21 protein-coding genes and 1 tRNA gene are annotated in these 18,120 nt (G+C 62.7%); 12 read left to right on the forward strand and 10 right to left on the reverse strand.

What is annotated here, in order from left to right:
* Positions 1 to 29 precede the first annotated feature (29 nt).
* Genes HKX24_RS08065 through HKX24_RS08080 form a run of 4 tightly spaced genes read left to right on the forward strand, consistent with a single transcriptional unit; the run spans position 30 to position 4,748 of the window.
* Entirely contained in the window at positions 30 to 1,034 is a 1,005-nt protein-coding gene (locus HKX24_RS08065) for a ligase-associated DNA damage response exonuclease (protein WP_271691719.1), read from the forward strand.
* Positions 1,031 to 2,629: an ATP-dependent DNA ligase gene (locus HKX24_RS08070; protein ID WP_271691720.1), complete on the forward strand. Its 1,599-nt coding sequence runs from the start codon at positions 1,031 to 1,033 to the stop codon at positions 2,627 to 2,629. Before HKX24_RS08065 ends, HKX24_RS08070 begins: the two co-directional genes overlap by 4 nt.
* Positions 2,630 to 2,685: 56 nt before the next feature.
* Positions 2,686 to 4,506, forward strand: a complete 1,821-nt coding sequence (locus HKX24_RS08075) for a M3 family oligoendopeptidase (protein WP_271691721.1) — start codon at positions 2,686 to 2,688, stop codon at positions 4,504 to 4,506.
* Positions 4,506 to 4,748 carry a hypothetical protein gene (locus tag HKX24_RS08080; RefSeq protein WP_067262457.1) on the forward strand — a complete coding sequence of 81 codons (243 nt, stop codon included), beginning with the start codon at positions 4,506 to 4,508 and terminating at the stop codon, positions 4,746 to 4,748. Before HKX24_RS08075 ends, HKX24_RS08080 begins: the two co-directional genes overlap by 1 nt.
* Before the next feature lie 2 nt (positions 4,749 to 4,750).
* On the opposite strand, the gene HKX24_RS08085 is transcribed toward HKX24_RS08080, so the two are convergent.
* The 3 genes from HKX24_RS08085 to HKX24_RS08095 all read right to left on the reverse strand — a co-directional run bounded on the left by HKX24_RS08085 (position 4,751) and on the right by HKX24_RS08095 (position 6,334).
* Positions 4,751 to 5,020, reverse strand: a complete 270-nt coding sequence (locus HKX24_RS08085; protein ID WP_276153910.1) for a DksA/TraR family C4-type zinc finger protein — start codon at positions 5,018 to 5,020, stop codon at positions 4,751 to 4,753.
* A gap of 165 nt (positions 5,021 to 5,185) precedes the next feature.
* Positions 5,186 to 5,572: a hypothetical protein gene (locus HKX24_RS08090; RefSeq protein WP_271691722.1), complete on the reverse strand. Its 387-nt coding sequence runs from the start codon at positions 5,570 to 5,572 to the stop codon at positions 5,186 to 5,188.
* A gap of 201 nt (positions 5,573 to 5,773) precedes the next feature.
* Complete coding sequence (locus tag HKX24_RS08095; protein ID WP_271691724.1) at positions 5,774 to 6,334, reverse strand: hypothetical protein; 561 nt, start codon at positions 6,332 to 6,334, stop codon at positions 5,774 to 5,776.
* An 87-nt stretch (positions 6,335 to 6,421) separates the two neighbouring features.
* Between HKX24_RS08095 and HKX24_RS08100 the strand changes: the two genes are divergently transcribed.
* Complete coding sequence (locus tag HKX24_RS08100) at positions 6,422 to 7,057, forward strand: GntR family transcriptional regulator (RefSeq protein ID WP_271691726.1); 636 nt, start codon at positions 6,422 to 6,424, stop codon at positions 7,055 to 7,057.
* A 56-nt stretch (positions 7,058 to 7,113) separates the two neighbouring features.
* On the opposite strand, the gene rpoH is transcribed toward HKX24_RS08100, so the two are convergent.
* Together rpoH and HKX24_RS08110 are read right to left on the reverse strand one after the other, a co-directional pair.
* Positions 7,114 to 8,010, reverse strand: coding sequence for an RNA polymerase sigma factor RpoH (gene rpoH, locus HKX24_RS08105; RefSeq protein WP_276153911.1), 897 nt, complete (start codon positions 8,008 to 8,010; stop codon positions 7,114 to 7,116).
* Between the two features lie 173 nt (positions 8,011 to 8,183).
* Positions 8,184 to 9,230, reverse strand: a complete 1,047-nt coding sequence (locus tag HKX24_RS08110; RefSeq protein WP_271691727.1) for an RluA family pseudouridine synthase — start codon at positions 9,228 to 9,230, stop codon at positions 8,184 to 8,186.
* Here HKX24_RS08110 and HKX24_RS08115 point away from each other — a divergent pair.
* Positions 9,229 to 9,519: a DUF6476 family protein gene (locus tag HKX24_RS08115; RefSeq protein ID WP_271691728.1), complete on the forward strand. Its 291-nt coding sequence runs from the start codon at positions 9,229 to 9,231 to the stop codon at positions 9,517 to 9,519. The two genes, HKX24_RS08110 and HKX24_RS08115, sit on opposite strands and share 2 nt — an antisense overlap.
* Here HKX24_RS08115 and HKX24_RS08120 read toward each other — a convergent pair whose 3' ends face one another.
* Positions 9,520 to 10,305, reverse strand: coding sequence for an inositol monophosphatase family protein (locus HKX24_RS08120; RefSeq protein WP_067264836.1), 786 nt, complete (start codon positions 10,303 to 10,305; stop codon positions 9,520 to 9,522).
* Positions 10,306 to 10,472: 167 nt separating this feature from the next.
* Between HKX24_RS08120 and HKX24_RS08125 the strand changes: the two genes are divergently transcribed.
* Positions 10,473 to 11,513: an NADP-dependent oxidoreductase gene (locus HKX24_RS08125; protein ID WP_271691729.1), complete on the forward strand. Its 1,041-nt coding sequence runs from the start codon at positions 10,473 to 10,475 to the stop codon at positions 11,511 to 11,513.
* A gap of 84 nt (positions 11,514 to 11,597) precedes the next feature.
* On the opposite strand, the gene HKX24_RS08130 is transcribed toward HKX24_RS08125, so the two are convergent.
* Positions 11,598 to 12,503: a LysR family transcriptional regulator gene (locus HKX24_RS08130; protein ID WP_271691731.1), complete on the reverse strand. Its 906-nt coding sequence runs from the start codon at positions 12,501 to 12,503 to the stop codon at positions 11,598 to 11,600.
* Positions 12,504 to 12,597: 94 nt separating this feature from the next.
* Between HKX24_RS08130 and HKX24_RS08135 the strand changes: the two genes are divergently transcribed.
* Together HKX24_RS08135 and HKX24_RS08140 are read left to right on the forward strand one after the other, a co-directional pair.
* The gene (locus tag HKX24_RS08135; protein WP_271691732.1) at positions 12,598 to 13,464 is read left to right on the forward strand and encodes a methylenetetrahydrofolate reductase; all 867 of its coding nucleotides are present in this window, start codon (positions 12,598 to 12,600) and stop codon (positions 13,462 to 13,464) included.
* Between the two features lie 85 nt (positions 13,465 to 13,549).
* Entirely contained in the window at positions 13,550 to 14,032 is a 483-nt protein-coding gene (locus HKX24_RS08140) for a PaaI family thioesterase (protein WP_271691733.1), read from the forward strand.
* Positions 14,033 to 14,110: 78 nt separating this feature from the next.
* Here the strand turns inward: HKX24_RS08140 and HKX24_RS08145 are convergent, their stop codons facing one another.
* Together HKX24_RS08145 and HKX24_RS08150 are read right to left on the reverse strand one after the other, a co-directional pair.
* Positions 14,111 to 14,566, reverse strand: a complete 456-nt coding sequence (locus HKX24_RS08145) for a PRC-barrel domain-containing protein (RefSeq protein ID WP_271689592.1) — start codon at positions 14,564 to 14,566, stop codon at positions 14,111 to 14,113.
* Positions 14,567 to 14,735: 169 nt separating this feature from the next.
* Positions 14,736 to 14,812: transfer RNA gene (locus tag HKX24_RS08150), tRNA-His, on the reverse strand.
* A gap of 337 nt (positions 14,813 to 15,149) precedes the next feature.
* Between HKX24_RS08150 and HKX24_RS08155 the strand changes: the two genes are divergently transcribed.
* Complete coding sequence (locus tag HKX24_RS08155; protein WP_209219317.1) at positions 15,150 to 15,338, forward strand: DUF6324 family protein; 189 nt, start codon at positions 15,150 to 15,152, stop codon at positions 15,336 to 15,338.
* A 63-nt stretch (positions 15,339 to 15,401) separates the two neighbouring features.
* On the opposite strand, the gene HKX24_RS08160 is transcribed toward HKX24_RS08155, so the two are convergent.
* Positions 15,402 to 15,878, reverse strand: a complete 477-nt coding sequence (locus tag HKX24_RS08160; protein ID WP_271691734.1) for an MmcB family DNA repair protein — start codon at positions 15,876 to 15,878, stop codon at positions 15,402 to 15,404.
* Between the two features lie 89 nt (positions 15,879 to 15,967).
* Here HKX24_RS08160 and HKX24_RS08165 point away from each other — a divergent pair, with 89 nt between their 5' ends.
* Positions 15,968 to 17,293 (forward strand): hypothetical protein, encoded by a 1,326-nt coding sequence (locus tag HKX24_RS08165; protein WP_271691735.1) that lies wholly within the window; start codon positions 15,968 to 15,970, stop codon positions 17,291 to 17,293.
* Complete coding sequence (locus tag HKX24_RS08170; protein ID WP_271691736.1) at positions 17,290 to 18,066, forward strand: hypothetical protein; 777 nt, start codon at positions 17,290 to 17,292, stop codon at positions 18,064 to 18,066. Before HKX24_RS08165 ends, HKX24_RS08170 begins: the two co-directional genes overlap by 4 nt.
* Positions 18,067 to 18,120: the final 54 nt, after the last annotated feature.

Raw genomic sequence — 18,120 nt, forward strand, 5'->3', positions numbered from 1 at the left:
ATCCGCCCGCGCCGCCTAGATTGCTTTGGATGACACGCGAACCCGTCCTCAGCTTCACCGAAAACGGCATCTACTGCGCCGCCGGTGATTTCTACATCGACCCCTGGCGCCCCGTCGCCCGGGCGCTGATCACCCACGGCCACGCCGACCACGCCCGCGACGGGATGGGCAGCTATCTGGCCACCCATGCCGCGCTGCCCGTGATGCGCCACCGTCTGGGCGAGATCGCCGTCGAGGGCATCGCCTATGGCGAGCGCCGCCAGATCGGCGGGGCCACGGTCTCCTTCCACCCGGCGGGCCATGTGCCGGGCAGCGCGCAAATCCGGGTCGAGGTCGGTGGCGAGGTTTGGGTCGCCTCGGGCGACTACAAGGTGATCGACGATGGCATGTCCGAGGCTTTCGAGCCCGTCCGCTGCCACCATTTCATCACTGAGAGCACCTTTGCCCTGCCGGTCTTCCGCTGGGCCCCACAGGCCGAGGTGGCAGCGCAGATCAACGACTGGTGGGCGGGCTGCAAGGCGGCGGGCAAGACGGCCTTCCTCGGGGCCTATTCGCTGGGCAAAGCACAGCGGCTTCTGTCGATGCTTGACCCCGAGATCGGTCCGATCCTGACCCATACGACGGTGGAGAACACCAACGAAGTGCTGCGCGGCCAAGACATCGCGCTGCCCGAGACCACGCTGGTCACGCCCGAGCTTAACCCCAAGGAACATCCCGGCGCGCTGGTGCTGGCCCCGCCCTCCGCGCTCGGCAGCCAATGGGCGCGGCGCTTCGGCGCGCAGGAAAGCGCCTTCGCCTCGGGCTGGATGGCGCTGCGCGGGGTGCGCAGGCGGCGCGCGGGGGATCGAGGCTTTGTCATCTCGGACCATGCGGATTGGCATGGGCTGCTCTGGGCAATCCGCGAGACCGGGGCGGAAAACATATATGTCACGCATGGTTACACGGATATCTTCACCCGTTACCTGAACGATCAGGGCTGGCACGCCGAAGTTGTTCCAACACAATTCGACAGCGACGGGGGCGACAACGAATGAAGGATTTCGCCGCCCTCTTCAACGCCGTCGACCAGACCACCAAGACCACGGTGAAGGTCGCCGCGCTGGCCGAATATTTCACCAGTGCCGTTGAGGATGACCGCCTCTGGACCGTCGCGCTTTTCTCCGGCCGCCGCCCGAAACGCGCGGTCACAACGACCAAACTGCGCGAATGGGCCTCCGAGGCCTCCGGCGTGCCGCTGTGGCTCTTCGAGGATAGCTACGCCATCGTCGGCGATCTGGCCGAAACCATCGCGCTGGTCCTGCCCCCGGTCGAGAGCGAGGACACCGGCACACTCACCTCTTGGATCAACGCCCTGCGCGAGTTGAAAGACGTCGACGACGCGGCGCGCAAGGAATTCGTGCTTTCGGCGTGGCAGCAACTCGGCGGCACCGAGCGGTTTCTCTTCAACAAGCTCATCACCGGCGGCTTTCGCATCGGCATCAGCCAGAAGTTGATGACCCGCGCCCTCTCGCGCGCCACTGGCCGGCCCGAAGCGGAGATGGCGCACCGCCTGATGGGCAACTGGCACCCCGACGACGTCACATGGCACAGCCTGATCGAGGCCGAGGACGCCAGCGCCGACGCCTCGCGCCCCTACCCCTTTTACCTCGCCTATGCGCTTGAGGACGGGCCGGAAGGCTTGGGCGAACCTGAGGACTGGCGGGCGGAGTGGAAATGGGACGGCATCCGTGGCCAACTCATCCTGCGCGACGGCGACTATTTCGTCTGGTCGCGCGGTGAGGAGTTGATGACGGACCGTTTCCCCGAATTGGCCCGTGCCGCCGATCACCTGCCGCCGGGCACCGTGCTCGACGGCGAATTGCTAGTCTGGCAGCCGGGGGCGGAATTCCCCTCCTCCTTCAATGCTTTGCAAGCCCGCATCGGACGCAAGACCGTACCGAAGAAGCTGCTGACGGAAGCCCCCGTCGTGCTGCACGCCTACGACCTGCTGGAATGGCAGGGCGAAGACATCCGCCACCGCCCCTTCGCCGAGCGCCGCGCCCTGCTGGAAGAGGCCGCCGCCGATTTGCCCGAGGACGCACCCGTCCGCCTCTCGCCCCAGCACCAATTCACTGATTGGGCCGAATTGGCCACCCTGCGCGAAACGGCGCGCGAGGCGCAGGCCGAGGGGCTGATGCTGAAACGCGCCGACAGCCCCTATCTTTCGGGCCGCAAGAAGGGCGACTGGTGGAAATGGAAGCTCGACCCGCTGACCATCGACGCGGTGATGATCTACGCGCAATCAGGCTCGGGCCGCCGCGCGAACCTCTTTACCGATTTCACCTTCGCGGTCTGGAACGGCAACGATCTGGTGCCCTTCACCAAGGCCTACTCCGGCCTCACCGACGCCGAGTTCCGCCAGATCACCGCTTGGGTGCGCAAGAACACGCAGCAACGCTTCGGCCCCGTGCGGCAGGTTACGCCGCACCATGTCTTCGAGATCGCCTTCGAGGGCATCCAGCCCAGCCCGCGCCATAAATCCGGCGTCGCCCTGCGCTTCCCGCGGATGCTGCGCTGGCGCAAGGACAAGCCGCTGCAAGAGGCCAACACCCTCGACGATCTGAAAGAAATGCTGCGCATCTACGGATAGGTTGTTCCGGCCCGCCCGGAGGCATAGATGTGACGAAACGCAAATGAGGTACACCGATGTTTCAGCTTCCCTTTCCGCTTCACGATGCCAACGCCAGCGCCGGGGGCAAAGACCTTGGCGATCTGCCGGAATGGGATCTGAGTGATCTCTATACCAGTGAAGACGCGCCCGAATTGAAACGCGACCTCGACTGGCTGGAGGAAGCCTGCGCCAGCTTCGCCGCCGATTACGAAGGCAATCTGGCCACGCTGGATGCCAAGGGTCTGCTCGACTGCGTGCTGCGCAACGAAAAGATCAATCAGGTCGCCGGGCGCATTATGTCCTTCGCGGGCCTGCGCTACTACCAGCAGACCACCGACGCGGGCCGGGCCAAGTTCATGTCCGACATGCAGGAGAAGATCACCGATTACACCACGCCGCTGGTGTTCTTCACGCTGGAGCTCAACAAGCTGCCTGACGATCACCTCGCCAAACTGCTGGACGAGAACCCCGACCTTGCGCGCTACAAGCCCGTCTTCGACCGGATCCGCGCGATGAAGCCCTACCAGCTGTCGGACGAGATGGAGAAGTTCCTGCACGACCTCGGCGTCGTCGGCGACGCATGGGAGCGCATGTTCGATGAGACCATCGCCGGGCTGGAGTTCGAGGTCGAGGGCGAGACGCTGAACATCGAAGGCACGCTGAACCTGCTGACCGACCCCGACCGCGCCAAGCGCGAGGCGGGTGCGCGGGAACTGGCCAATGTGCTCGGCCGCAACATCCGCACCTTCGCCCGGGTGCACAACACGCAAGTGAAGGAGAAAGAGGTCATCGACCGCTGGCGCGGTATGGAGACGCCGCAGACGGGCCGTCACCTCAGCAACCACGTTGAACCCGAGGTCGTCGAGGCCCTGCGCAACGCCGTGGTCGAAGCCTATCCGAAGCTGAGCCACCGCTATTATGAGCTCAAGCGCAAATGGCTGGGCCTTGATGTGATGCAGGTCTGGGACCGCAACGCGCCGCTGCCGATGGAAGACCCCAAGGTCGTCGACTGGGCGCAGGCCGAAGCGACTGTGATGGAGGCCTACAACGCCTTCGATCCGCGCATGGGCGAACTGGCCAAGCCGTTCTTCACCAAGGGCTGGATCGACGCGGGCGTGAAACCCGGCAAGGCGCCCGGGGCCTTCGCGCATCCCACCGTGACGGACGTGCACCCCTACGTGATGCTGAACTACCTCGGCAAACCGCGCGACGTGATGACACTGGCGCATGAGCTGGGCCACGGCGTGCACCAAGTGCTGGCCGCCGATCAGGGCGAAATGCTCTCCTCCACCCCGCTGACACTGGCCGAAACGGCGTCGGTCTTCGGCGAAATGCTGACCTTCCGCAAGATGCTCGACAAGGCTCAGACCCAAGCCGAGCGTAAGGTGCTGCTGGCGGGCAAGGTCGAGGACATGATCAACACGGTCGTGCGCCAGATCGCCTTCTATGACTTTGAGTGCAAACTACACGAGGCGCGCCGCGGCGGGGAGCTGACACCCGACGACATCAACGCGCTGTGGATGAGCGTTCAGGCCGAAAGCCTCGGGCCGGCGTTCGAGTACATGGAGGGCTACGAGACCTTCTGGGCCTATATCCCGCACTTCGTGCACTCGCCCTTCTACGTCTATGCCTATGCCTTCGGCGACGGCCTCGTGAACGCGCTCTACGCCGTCTACGCGGAAGGTGAAGAGGGCTTTGAAGAGAAGTATTTCGACATGCTGAAAGCGGGCGGATCGAAGCACCACAAAGAGCTGCTCGCCCCCTTTGGCCTTGATGCCAGCGACCCGGCTTTCTGGGACAAGGGCCTGTCGATGATCTCTGACATGATCGACGAACTGGAAGCGATGGAGGACTGATGTCCCGCGCCGAGCGCATGAAAGAAAGGTTCGCACCCTTCTTTGTCTGGATTCAACGGCGGGTGCCGCCCGGATTTAGATTTGCGCTCGGCCTGCTGCTCATCTGTGGCGGCATCCTCGGGTTCTTGCCGATCCTCGGATTCTGGATGCTGCCGCTTGGCCTCATGGTGGCGGCGATGGATGTGCGGCTATTTCGGCGCTGGCGCTCCCTTCGCCGCAGACGGCGGGCAGAACGGCCTTGAGGTCACTTCAACTGGCTGTCTTTCGAGCCACGCCGATTAATTCCGCCGCGCATCTGCGCCTGCCCGTCTCGTTCCCGCACGCAGTCGATACAAAGCTTTACCCCCGGCAGCGCCATGCGCCGCGCCTCTGGAATCGGCTCTTGGCATTCCGCGCAATGGGTGCGGCTCTCGCCCACTGGCGCGCGGCGCGCTTTTAACCGCGCCAGTTCGTCGGAAATGGAGGCTTCGATCTGCTCGCTCACCGCGCCATCGCGTGTCCATCCACCTGCCATGTTGCGCCCTCCTTATGCGGTTCACTCCAGAGATATGGGGCGCAGCGGCGGCATGTCACGGCTTCACCCGGGATATGTCCCCCGCCCCAAGGTTTATTAAATGGGGCGCGCAGACAAATAAACACCCCCAAAAGGGGGTGCAGTTGCTAGGCATTGGGCTGTGAGTCAAGCAGCACGCAGGGTCGTATCTCCTCCATTCAAGCAGTTTAGCAGGGTGGACAGGGTGACGGCGCTTTGAATGAGCCGTCGGCGAAGCTCTTGTCGCTGGCCGGCAGGGCGCAGCGGAACGTTGGTGCGCAGGTAGACCCTTTGCGGCATGGCGGCGGGATGGCAGGTATAGGTCACTTCAACCATCGCCTCGACCCGGCCAAAGTCGCGGGCATAATGTACACTATGAAATCGGGCGTCGCAGATGGTAAGAGTGACGGGGCATTCATCGGACGGGTGACCAATGGTGACGGGATCATAGCTGCGTTTGCGGCGGAGAATGTCACCTGCATTGAGGGACGTGATGGGGCCGGGTGTTTCTGGCGCGGGTGAGCAGCTTGGCATGTCTGATCCTCTTCCTAATCGTCTGGTCGCTTATCTTCCCTTTCTATGGGCCTTTGCGTTCTCTGAGGTGCCGCTTTTGCCCAACCTGTATACATGTTGTCGGGCTTAATTGTGGCAGAAATGGGGCAAGAACTTGCCGACAATGGGGGGGAACGTATAATTCGCCAAACTTTATTCACATTTCCTATGCGAAAGGGAGGTCTACCTCTCCTTTTCGACCTCTAGCAGCCAGTTCTCCTGAAGCCGGTTTTCGATCGCTTCGGGGAAATGACTGCGCACCAAGGCGATGGCTTCCGCAGCGGGCATTCCGGCCCCGATCAGCAACCACGCCGCGATCAGCCCACTGCGCCCCGCGCCGTATTGGCAGGAAAGGGCAACCGTCTCTCCTGCTTCTAGCGCCGCCTCGAAACGCACCCGGTGTGCAGGCCATTCGGCTAAGAATCTATCGCAAGGGACGTTGAAATCTTCGATCGGCGCGAAAGAGAGCCTTAAGCCAAGAGACTGTGAAGTCATTAAAATCAAGGGAAAAGCTCCGTCAGACAGCTCGACCTCCTCGGTAAGAACCAGCAACTCACGCGCCCCAGCCGCGCGCAGGCCTTCCAAGGTTTCCCGCATCTGTTGAGGATCGAGGTAAGCGCTGCCATCGACATGGGTCAACAGCCCCGGAAAGCCCGTCATCGCCAGATGCCCGCCGCGGGGCGTGGGGATAACAGCGCGTATCGAGGTCGCTTCAGGATCGAAGAAAGGCACATCATGAGACATAAAAACATCCATAGAATTTGAGTAACGGCAGGAGCACCTGTATACATGTTAAATAGGTAAAATCGAACAGACGAAGGATGCCGGGCAATGTCTACCCAAGTCAAATCCTGCGCCGCGATTGCAGAAGCGCTTCGGACGGACATCTGCCTGAACCGGAACATCGCCGACGGCATGCTGCATGAGGTGGCCCTCGCCCAGCGTTTCGGCGTGTCCCGCACGCCCATTCGGCAAGCGTTGCAACGCTTGGCCTATGAACGCATGATCGCCGTGAAATCCGGCGTAGGGTCTGTCGTGACCCCTTTGGACGCGCCCATGCGCGCGAATGACATTCGCGCGGCTGGGGCGATTATCGAAGCCGCCGGCAAATGTGCACCGCCCTCCCCCGCCCCACCGGCGCACTTCATGCCACTCGCCGGGATTCTGGGCATGATGGACCTCGCCCCGCTGGACAATGCCGAGGCGTTTTTCGACATCCGCGCCCGGCTTTTGAACGCCCTATCGGAGATGATCGAAAATCCGATCCTCAGCGACGCCTTTCGCGCGGCCTATTGGCGGCTGATCAGATGGTCCCTGCGTGATTTCGACACCGCGCCGGAACCTCAGATCGTGCATCTGCGGGCGGTGCTGCAAGCCGCTGCCCGGGCGATGCAGTCGGGCACGATCGGCGCCTGTTTCGGAGAAGTCGCAAGGCTCGAAAGCCAGCTCATCGAACCCCGAATTTAATAAAGAAAAGCCCCGCTTCAAAGAAGCGGGGCCCTCTGCATCATCTGGATCAGCCGTTAGCTGGCCGCCAACATGCCCTTTTCCTTCGCCAAGTCGCGCATCCGCTTTTGCAGCTTCTCGAAGGCGCGCACTTCGATCTGGCGGATCCGCTCGCGGCTGACATCGTATTGCGCCGAGAGGTCTTCGAGCGTGACCGTCTCATCCGACAGGCGACGCTGGGTCAGAATGTCCTTCTCGCGCTCGTTCAGCACGTCCAAAGCCTCTGCTAGCATCTCACGCCGGGTTTCCAGCTCGTCACGCTCCGCATAGTCGCCCGCTTGGTCGGCGTCTTCGTCCTCCAACCAATCTTGCCACTGCATCGTGCCTTCGCCTTCGGACCCGACGGTGGCGTTGAGCGAGGCATCCCCGCCCGACATCCGCCGGTTCATGGAGACGACCTCATCTTCGGTCACGCCGAGTTGGGTCGCGATCTCTTTCACGTTTTCAGGGCGCAAATCGCCCTCTTCCAGCGCGCCGATCTTGTTCTTGGCCTTACGCAGGTTGAAGAACAGCTTTTTCTGACCCGAGGTTGTGCCGAGCTTGACCAGCGACCACGACCGCAGGATAAATTCCTGAATCGAGGCGCGAATCCACCACATCGCATAGGTGGCAAGGCGGAAGCCCTTCTCAGGGTCGAAACGTTTCACCGCCTGCATCAGGCCGACGTTCGCTTCCGAGATCACCTCGGACTGTGGCAATCCATAGCCGCGGTAGCCCATCGCGATCTTCGCCGCGAGGCGCAGGTGAGAGGTGACCATCTTATGCGCGGCTTCGGTGTCTTGCTCTTCGACCCAGCGTTTGGCCAGCATGTATTCTTCCTCAGGCTCCAGCAGCGGGAACTTGCGGATCTCTTGCATATAGCGGTTCAGCCCGCCTTCGGGCGTTGGTGCGGGCAGATTTGCATAATTTGCCATGTCTTGTCCCTTTCCCCAGTTTAATCGGGGCCTATGTTATTTCGCTTAACATGCAATATGGGCGGCCCCCTTCGTGCTTTCAAGACAGAAGCATTCACGCTTTTGTTCATGACTGCACAGTTTCTGTGGACAAAACGTAACCGATCCTTAGGCGGTTCCGCGGGGCGGCGGGGTCACGCCGATGTGGCGGTGGGGCCGTCGCGCAGCAGGTCCAGCAGGGCCGCCATATCGGGCGGCAGCGGTGCTTCGAAACGCAGGTTCTCACCAGTCACCGGATGTTCGAACCCCAGAACGGCAGCGTGCAGCGCTTGGCGGGGGAAGGCACGGATTGCTTCGGCGGTGGCCTCAGGCAAGGCCGTCTTGGCCAGTTTGCGCCGCCCGCCATAGGTCGCATCCCCCACCAAACCATGGCCCGCGTGGGACATATGCACGCGGATTTGATGCGTGCGCCCCGTCTCAAGCCAGCATTCCAGCAGCGCCAGTACGGGCGGGGTGCCGAAACGCTCAACCGTGCGGGCACGGGTCACCGCGTGCCGCCCGCCTTGAAACAGCACCGCCTGCCGCTGGCGGTCGGTCTTGTGCCGCGCCAGTTGGGTGGTCATCCGCAGGATATTCCCCGCCTCGAAAGACGCGCCTTTGACGCCCCGCAGGCGCGGGTCATTGGCATCCGGCACCCCATAGACGAGGGTCTGGTAATAACGCTCTACGGTATGTTTCTCGAACTGCGCCGCCAGCCCGTGATGCGCCGCATCAGATTTGGCGACGACGAGCAGGCCGGTGGTATCCTTGTCGATCCGGTGCACGATGCCGGGCCGTTTCATTCCGCCCACACCAGAGAGATCATCGCCGCAATGCGCCAGCAATGCGTTGACCAGGGTGCCGGAGGGCGAGCCCGGCGCGGGGTGCACCACCATGCCCGCGGGTTTGTCGATCACGATCAGGTCGTCATCCTCAAAGACCACCGAAAGGGGGATGTCCTCAGGCAGGATGTGGCTTTCCGCCGCCTCTTCGACCGTGATCTGCACCGCCTGCCCTTCGGCGACTTTGGCGCGGGGGTCTTGGACCACGACACCGTCCAGCGTGACAGCGCCTTCGGTGATCAAACGGCCCAACCGCGTGCGCGACAGGTTCGCTTCCTCTGGCACATCGCGGGCCAGCGCCTTATCAAGACGGGCGGGCGGGCTATCGTTCAGAATGAAATCAATACGGCGGTGAGACATGGACACGGACAACCCTGATGAACCGGCGAACCTGCGGTTTCTGCGGCGGATGGTGACGGTCTTGACCGTCGTGATGATTGGCGGGGTTCTAGTGCTGATCTTCGTGCTTGTCACCCGCCTGAGCGATCAGGGCCCGACCATGCCGCGCAGCATCACCCTGCCCGATGGCAGCAGCGCCCAAGCGTTTACGCAGGGGCGCGGCTGGTATGCGGTGGTGACGGATGCGGATGAGATCCTGATCTTTGACCAGCTGACCGGCGCATTGCGCCAGACGGTCGTGATCGAGTAATCAGCCGCGGATCGTTTTGGCGAAGGTCGAATAGATCGGCTCGTTCGCGCAGATGATCTCACCATGTTGCAGGATGTTGCGCTCAGGGCGGATCGGCTCGACAAGGCCACCAGCCTCTTTGACGATCAACATGCCCGCGGCCACATCCCAAGGCTTCAGACGACGCTCCCAGAAGCCATCGTAACGGCCCGAGGCGACATAGGCGAGATCGAGCGAAGCCGCGCCCCAGCGGCGCACACCGGCGCAGACGGGCAGCAGGCGGCCCAAATCCTTGAGCGTTTCAGGCAGATCGGCACGGCCCCCGAAAGGCAGACCCGTGGCAAAGATCGACTCGATCATGCGGTGACGGCCCGAAACCCGCAGGCGCCCTTCGTTCATCCATGCGCCGGTGCCCTTCTCGGCAAAGAACATCTCATCCTTGGCGGGGTCGAAAACCACACCGGCGACAATCTCGCCCTTATGCTCCAGCGCGATAGAGATGGCCCAATGCGGCAAACCGTGCAGAAAGTTCGTCGTGCCATCCAGCGGGTCGACGATCCAGCGACGGGTCGGGTCTTGGCCCTCTTCCTCGCCCCCCTCTTCGGCCAGCCAGCCATAGGTTGGACGCGCGCCCATGAGGTCGTCTTTGATGATCTTCTCGGCGCCGATGTCGGCCTTGGTCACGAAATCGCCCGCGCCCTTGACCGAGACCTGAAGGTTCTCGACCTCGCGGAAATCCTTGACCAATGCACGCCCCGCTTTGCGTGCCGCCTTGATCATGATGTTGAGATTCGCACTGCCGATCATTGTTCGCGCCCTTTGATGGATAAGGCGGGACGTATAGGGCGCAAGAGCGCAATTGCCAAGGGGGCAGAAACCTGCACCGCTTATTGATTCTCGCGCGCTTCACGGGTTGCATTCAGAGCGCGAGGGAACACCTTGGACGCTGTAGCAACCAGCACGAAGGAAACCCCATGTCCGACCAGATGCAGAGAATCGTCCTCGCCTCCCGCCCCGATGGCGCACCCACGCCCGAGAACTTCCGCCTTGAAAGCGCGGATATCCCGCAGCCGGGCGACGGCGAAATTCTGGTCGAAGTGCATTACATGTCGCTCGACCCATACATGCGGGGCCGGATGGACGATGCCAAATCCTATGCCGATCCTGTGCCCATCGGCGGGCTGATGGAAGGCGGCAGTGTGGGCAAAGTGATCGCCTCCAATGACCCCAGCTTTGCCGAGGGCGACTTTGCCTTTGGCGCCTTCGGCTGGGCCACCCATGGCGTCGCCCCGGCGAAACAGTGTCAGAAGGTCGACGCCGAAGGCGTGCCGATCACCGCCTCCCTCGGCGTGCTGGGCATGCCCGGCCTGACCGGCTGGTACGGTTTGAGCGACATCGGCCAGCCTAAAGAGGGCGAGACCCTCGTCGTGGCCGCCGCCACCGGCCCCGTCGGCTCGATTGTAGGGCAGTTGGCCAAGGCCAAAGGGCTGCGCACCGTGGGCATCGCAGGCGGAGCCGAGAAATGCGAGATCGCCACCCGCGATTTCGGCTTTGACGTCTGCCTTGATCACCGCGCCTATGACGATGCCAAATCCCTGCGCGCCGCCCTGAAAGAGGCTGCGCCGGATGGCATTGATATCTATTACGAAAACGTCGGCGGCAAGGTGCTGGACGCGGTGCTGCCGCTGATGAACCCCCATGGCCGGATCCCGCTTTGCGGCATGATCGCATGGTATAACGCGGGCGGACTGGGTGCCGATGCCGAGGGAGCTGGCCTCACCGCGCCGCGGCTGTGGCGGACGATTTTGGTGAACTTCCTCACCGTGCGCGGCTTCATCATCTCGAACCACTGGGACCAGATGCCGAAGTTCCAGCGCGAAGTAGCCCCGATGGTCGCCGATGGTCGCGTGAAGGTGAAAGAGGACATCACCGAAGGGCTGGAGAATGCGCCGCAGGCCTTCATCGACATGCTGAATGGTGGGAACACCGGGAAAGCCATCGTTAAGGTGAAGTAAGCTTTGGAATGCGTCGTTCCGCCTTGTGGAACGACGCATTCACGCACCCGGCCAGGAAGCAACCCGCAGGCGCCGGGCCATCACCTAGGCCCGCTGCAACTTCCGCGCCTCCTGCCCGGCCAGCTTCAACAACTCATCCATGAACGGCTTGCCCAGATCATCCCGCCGCACCGCTGCATAAAGCCGCCGTGTAATCCCCTCGGCCGTCAAAGGCCGCGTGACGTAATCGGAGGAATATTTCACCTCCCGCACCACCCAATCCGGCAGGACCGAGACCCCGCGGTTGGACGCCACCAGCAACAGGATCACCGCCGTCAGTTCCACCTGCCGGATCGCCGCAGGCTCGACCTTGGTGGGGATCAACAACTGGCTGAACACGTCCAGCCGGGTCCGCTCCACTGGATAGGTAATCAGCGTCTCCCCGCGAAAATCGGCCGCCTCGACAAAGGGCTTTTCGGCCAAAGGGTGGTTCTGAGAGGCCACGAAAACCGGATTATAGTCAAAGAGTTCGACAAATTCGACGCCCGGCAGTTCCTCAGGGTCCGAGGAGACCACCAGATCAACCTCCTCCCGCAACAGCGCAGGCAGCGCGTCAAAGGCGAGACCGGGGCGGATATCGACATCCACATCCGGCCAATGGCGGCGGAACTGTTCCAGCACCGGGAAGAGCCACTCGAAACAGGCGTGACATTCGATCGCAATGTGCATCCGCCCCGTGCTGCCCGCCCGCAGGCCCGAAAACTCGTCCTGCAAGGCTTCGACCTGCGGCAAGACCTGCTGCGCAAGCTTCAACAGCCGCTGCCCGGCGGGCGACAGCTTCAACGGTTTCGAACGCCGCACAAAGAGTTCGACCCCCGCCTGATCCTCCAACCCCTTCACCTGATGACTTAACGCCGATTGCGTGATATTCATCTGATCCGCCGCGCGGGCCAAGCCGCCCGCCTCGTGGATGGCCTTGATTGTGCGCAGGTGACGGAACTCAATGTGCATTTGAGGCATTACTCATGTTCAAGATGAATGTTATGAGTTTGTCTCACAAGCCTAGATGTGAGACAAGACGTGAAACCGCCAAAAGGATCTCTCAATGACCACCCCTGCCGTTTCCTTCGAAGTCTTCCCGCCCCGCACCGTCGGCGCGGCGTTCAAACTGTGGGATGCGGCGCAGGCATTGGCCCCGCTGGCGCCGCGTTTCTTCTCTGTCACCTACGGCGCGGGTGGCACCACGCGCGATCTCACCCATGATTCGGCGCATGTGCTGCACCGCACCTCGGGCCTGCCCGTTGCAGGCCACCTGACCTGCGTCGGCGCCAGCCGGGCGGAGACGCTCGACGTGGCCGATAAATTCGCCGAAGCAGGCATCAAGGACATCGTCGCCCTGCGCGGCGACCCGCAAGCGGGCACCGACAAGTTCGTGCCCCACCCCGAAGGCTTCGCCGACAGCTGCGAGCTGATCGAGGCGCTGGCGAAAACCGGCAAATTCACAATCCGCGTGGGCGCCTACCCCGACCCGCACCCCGAAGCGGCGGACCAGCAGGCGAATATCGACTGGCTCAAGCGCAAGTTCGACGCAGGCGCGGATGAGGCCCTGACCCAGTTCTTCTTTGAGGCGGAGACCTTCCTGCGTTTCCGCGATGCCTGTGTGAAAGCAGGCATCGACAAGCCGATCACGCCGGGCATCCTGCCGGTGGTGAACTGGACCTCGGCCCGTAAGTTCGCCGTCAAATGCGGCACGCCGGTCCCGGAATGGGTCGACCAAGCCTATGCGGCCGCGATCCGCGATGACCGGCACGACCTGCTGGCCCAAGCCATGTGCACCGAGCTGTGCAGCGAGTTGATCGACGAAGGCGTGGATGCGCTGCATTTCTACACGCTCAACCGCGCGGAACTCACCCGCGACGTCTGCCGCGCCATCGGTGTGACCCCGCAGGTCGATCTCTCGGACGTCGCGTAAGCGCCGCCCCTCTGGCAGGGGGGGGGGCTTGCCCCTGCCCCGCGCGGGCGTATCCTTCGGCGAAATTCACTTGCCGGAGAAGACCATGCCCCGCATCGCCCAAAGCCCTGCTGACCTTTTGTCCCAATCCGAAGCGCTCAAGCTTTCGGGGCTGGAGTTCATGCAGGCCATTCTCGATGGCACCAACCCCGGGCCGCCAATCGGCCAGACCATGGGCTATGCGCTGCATTCGGTCGAAGAGGGCCGCATCGTCTTTCGCGGCGCGCCGAGCTTTGCCATGACCAACCCGATGGGCACGGTGCACGGCGGTTGGTATGGCACGCTGCTCGATTCAGCGATGGCCTGCGCGGTGATGACGAAAATCCCCCGCGGCTCGGTCTATACCACTTTGGAATACAAGATTAATATCCTACGTGGCCTGCCTTTGGGGACGGAAATTGACTGTATCGGGGTGACCGATCATGTGGGCCGTTCAACCGGTGTCGCACATGGCGAGATTCGCGGCGTCGAAGATGGCAAGCTTTATGCCACAGGCTCCACCACCTGCATCGTGATGAAGCTGGGCTAAGTCCATTCATGAAGAACCCCGGCGCGGAAGGCTCCACGCCGGGGTCTGAAAATTCAGCTTAAGCGTTAACCGCCTAAATTAGTCCCAGAAGCCTTCGTCAACGCCGGGCAGCGCTTCGAGCTCTTCTTCGCTCAGACGCGTGACATAGGCGTAGGTCTGGTCATCGACGGCCACGAGGTTCACATCGGGTGTCGAGATCATGACGTGTTTGTCACCGATATCGAGGAAACCACCGACTTCGGCCACGATGCCGACCATCTGGCCGTTCTTGGACAGAACGATATCTTCGATCTCACCAATTTCGTTCCAATCGGCGCCGATTTCGTTATAGGCCGTATTCGGGCTCCATTCGTCGCCGGCTTCGTTGAGGGTGTAGATCTCACCGCCGGTGATGTCGCGCGACCGGATCAGATCGCCGCGCATTTCGTTCATCTGCATGCTGTCGACGTTGGAATAGTCGGTCATATGCGTTTCAGCGAAAGCGGCGGTGCCTGCGAGTGTCAGGGCAAGGGTGCTGGCTGTAAGCGTTTTCATGTCTCTCTCCTCTTCGTTATTTGCTATGGTCACAACGAAAGCTCGGACAGAACGTTCCAAAAAATCTAAAATTTACTATGGGTTAGGTGCCAGCGCGCTGGCAGCATCATGCCGCGCGCCGCAAAAAGGCAGTTCGCCCCAAAGCGCAGATGGAATGAAATGGGGGGGGTGGTACCACCTCCTGGTCTCGAACCAGGGACCTCTTGATCCACAATCAAGCGCTCTAACCAACTGAGCTAAGGCGGCACTGGGGCGGATTTAGCGCCCGTGGCGGAGGAATGCAAGACCTCAAAGTCAGAAGAAATGCCGGTTTCCGTCAGATTTTTCGCACGCCCTGTGTCATCGGCACTCATGCGGGAAACGCGGGTGGATGACGCGGCGATTCCGCCCTCGGTCTTCGAGCTGCGCGTCGCGGCAATCTCCCGATCCGCCAGAACGGCACCACACCCTCTTCCAGAACGGTGATGATGCATCCGTCACCTAAGGCCAACGCGGCCCCTGCCCTGCGCCGCAACCCGCCAAGATATCTTGCCTTTTCGCCCATGCCGCGCTAGCGATAAGCCCCACCAAACCGGAGGCTCCCATGGGCATCGACACCGAACGCGACATCGAAGCAAACCTGCAAATCGGCCCGACAGACAAGGGCATGGTCCGCCTTTTCGTCGAAGGCGGCGGCGTTGAAATTCCGATGGATTTCACCCCGGAAGAAGCCCGCGAAATCGCGGAAGAGATCATGGCCGCCGCGAACCGCGCGGGCAAAAAAGGGCGCTAAGCCGCCTAAACGCGGGTTCGCCCCGCCTTAGGAATATGGGCGAACAACCTCACCCCCCCCCTTTCAAGACCAGTTCGGCGCCATGTCGGGATCGCGTAGGCGATGCAGGCGCCGGGCGGCATGGGTCGCGAATTTCTGCACCATCACCTTGCGCCGGGCGGGCGCAAGCTTGGTCTCATCGCACATCCTCACAATCTCGGCCCCATAGGAGTCACCGATGATGAGACCGCTTTCCTCGGGCAGCAGTTCCACCGGGAACTCACTGTCCACGGCCCAAAAGAACCGGTCGGCCCATTCCAAATAGCCCTCCCATTTTGCGTCGCCCATGAAGTCGGCGCGACTGGATTTGCATTCGACGATCCAAATCTCCCCCTTCGGGCCAAGCGCCATCACGTCGACCCGCAAACCGCGCGTCGGCACAAGTTCCTCCACCGAGGCGAACCCAAGATCGGCCAAATGCCGCATCACCCCCCGCGCCAGTAATTGGCCGGGTTGGAGTTGTCGTATGTCATTCTCCATCATGGCGACAAATATGAACATTTGATGAACATCCACAAGGGGCAGCACCGGAAAGTTTGGTAATTCCCCCGTGACCCCCTATCATCACCCCAGCAAAGCGAGGGAGGCCCATGGCACAACGCGAACCGATGAGTGAGACGCAGGCGCGCGGGGTGCGTTACGCCCGTGAATTGGAGGGCCACCTGACATGGCTCGATACATTCTCGGGCACGGCGCTTGGCGTTTTGGCCGTGGCCTCGGGCATTTACACCTACCTTGGCGTCTCGTCGCTGCTGGATGACAACGGCGCCATGTCGGCCTTTGCCGCGATCGCCTATTCGGTGGCGGTCTCGGTGGGGATTTTCGTCTTCTGGTCCTATCTGCTGAGACTCTTCCCCGCAGTGCGCACCACCCGTGCGCGGATGGGACTTTTGGGGGCGATGGGGCTCGGCTCCGTCGCGATCATCGCGATGTCGAGCTGGCTGAACGCCGCCGCGCTCGCCGGATCGGCGGCGGTAGAGCAGCATCTGGCCGAGACGGTGCAGGACTACCAAGGCGCGTTGGAGCGCACCCATGAGATTGCCCTGTCGGCCCAAGGGCTTGAGCGGGACGTGGCGCGGGTCAGACAAAGCTTTGAAGACCTGAGCGAGCAAGAGGCCGCTGGCAGCCTGTCGGGTCTTGCCGGACGCGGCGCGGTGTTCCGGGTGCTGCGGCAGAAGTCGGCAGAACTGGGCGCGCTGGAGGCGCAGATCGCCACCCAGACCCCGCTGGTGAATGACGCCTTCGCCGAGGGGAACCAGATCCTCAGCCGCATGCGCGCCCTTACGGTGGAGCCCGGCCCAGTTCAGGCGCGCTCGGTCGAGTTTTCCGAACAGGCCGTGCGGCTTGCAGGTCTGATCACCCGGCTGCGGCAGCTTTCCGTGGCCCCGCTGGTGGAGCGCGCGGCGCAGGATTTGGCGGCCTCCGTCGTGCTGCCTGAGCTTGACGGCAGCAACGAAGAGCAACGCGGCGCGCAAGGGGCGACAATCACTTCGGTTCTGGAGGTACTGGCCCAGCGTGCAGCGACATTGGAGCGCGCAGCGCAGGATGTGCAGGCCATGCCGCCCGCTGCCGACACGACATATACGCCGATTTCCAGCGCCGATGCGGTGATCCTCTATGCGCGCAATTTCGTGCCCTCGTGGGCCGGGGCCATCGCGATTGACCTGTTGCCCGCCGTGCTGGTGCTGATCCTCTCCATCACCCAAGGGGCGATCCGCTCGGGCCGGGAGGGGGCCGCGGTCGAAGACACGCTGACCCTTGCAGAACTGCGCGCCGCGCTGGCCGCCGTGCGCGATGTCGATGTGGCGATGCAGGAAAGCCCCGCCCACAAACGCCCCGCCGCCGAAGCGCCGCCCGCTGCGGATGCGACCGAAGAACCGGCCCCCGGCCCCGTCACATCGATCAAAAGCACATGAGCGAGGAGACCCCACCAGAAGCCGACGCCCCCCACCGGAAGCCGATTGTCGGGCGGGTGCTGATCGGCGTGCTGATCTTTCAACTTGGCCTTGCGGTGCTGCTGTTCTGGGGGGATTTGGGCGCAGGGCTGCGCCTGCCGGGCTTTGGCCCGCGCGCCCCGGAATTGACCGAGCCGATCCGCCCCGGCGACCAGACCCGCCGCTTCCGCCCCGAGCGCGCGCCAACCCCGGGCCAGCCGATGCCCGAGACCGCCCTTCCCGACCGGCTGGTGCTCACCCCCGTCTCGGGCGGGCGGGCGGCGCTGCTGGAAGGGGCCATCGAAGCGGGCGATGCGGAGCGGATCGTCAAACAGTTGAGCGAACTGACCCCCGCGCCCGAGGAAATCTATCTCAATTCCCCCGGCGGATCGGTCCGCGACGCTTTGGAACTGGGCCGCTACCTACGGCGCGAAGCGCTAGACACCGCGCTGCGGGAGGGCGACATCTGCTATTCCGCCTGCCCCTATCTGCTGGCCGCCGGCGCGGCACGGACGGTGCCCGAGAGCGCCTCGGTCGGGGTGCATCAACATTACTTTGGCGAAAGCACGATCCTGCCCGCCTTTGTCGCCGTGGAGGACATCCAGCGCGGCCAAGGTGAGGTGATGCGATACCTTGATGATATGGGCATTGATCCGATGGTGATGCAGCACGCGCTGGTCACGCCACCCGATGAAATCTATGTGCTGCTGCCCGAAGAATTGCGCCGCTACGGCTTTATCCCCGCCGACGATTGAACCGGCAGAGAAGTTTTGCAAATCCACTTCCGCCCCCTTGCCGCAGCCCCCCAT

The organism is Sulfitobacter sp. M85, assembly GCF_029285915.1.
Classification (GTDB): Bacteria; Pseudomonadota; Alphaproteobacteria; order Rhodobacterales; family Rhodobacteraceae; genus Sulfitobacter; species Sulfitobacter faviae.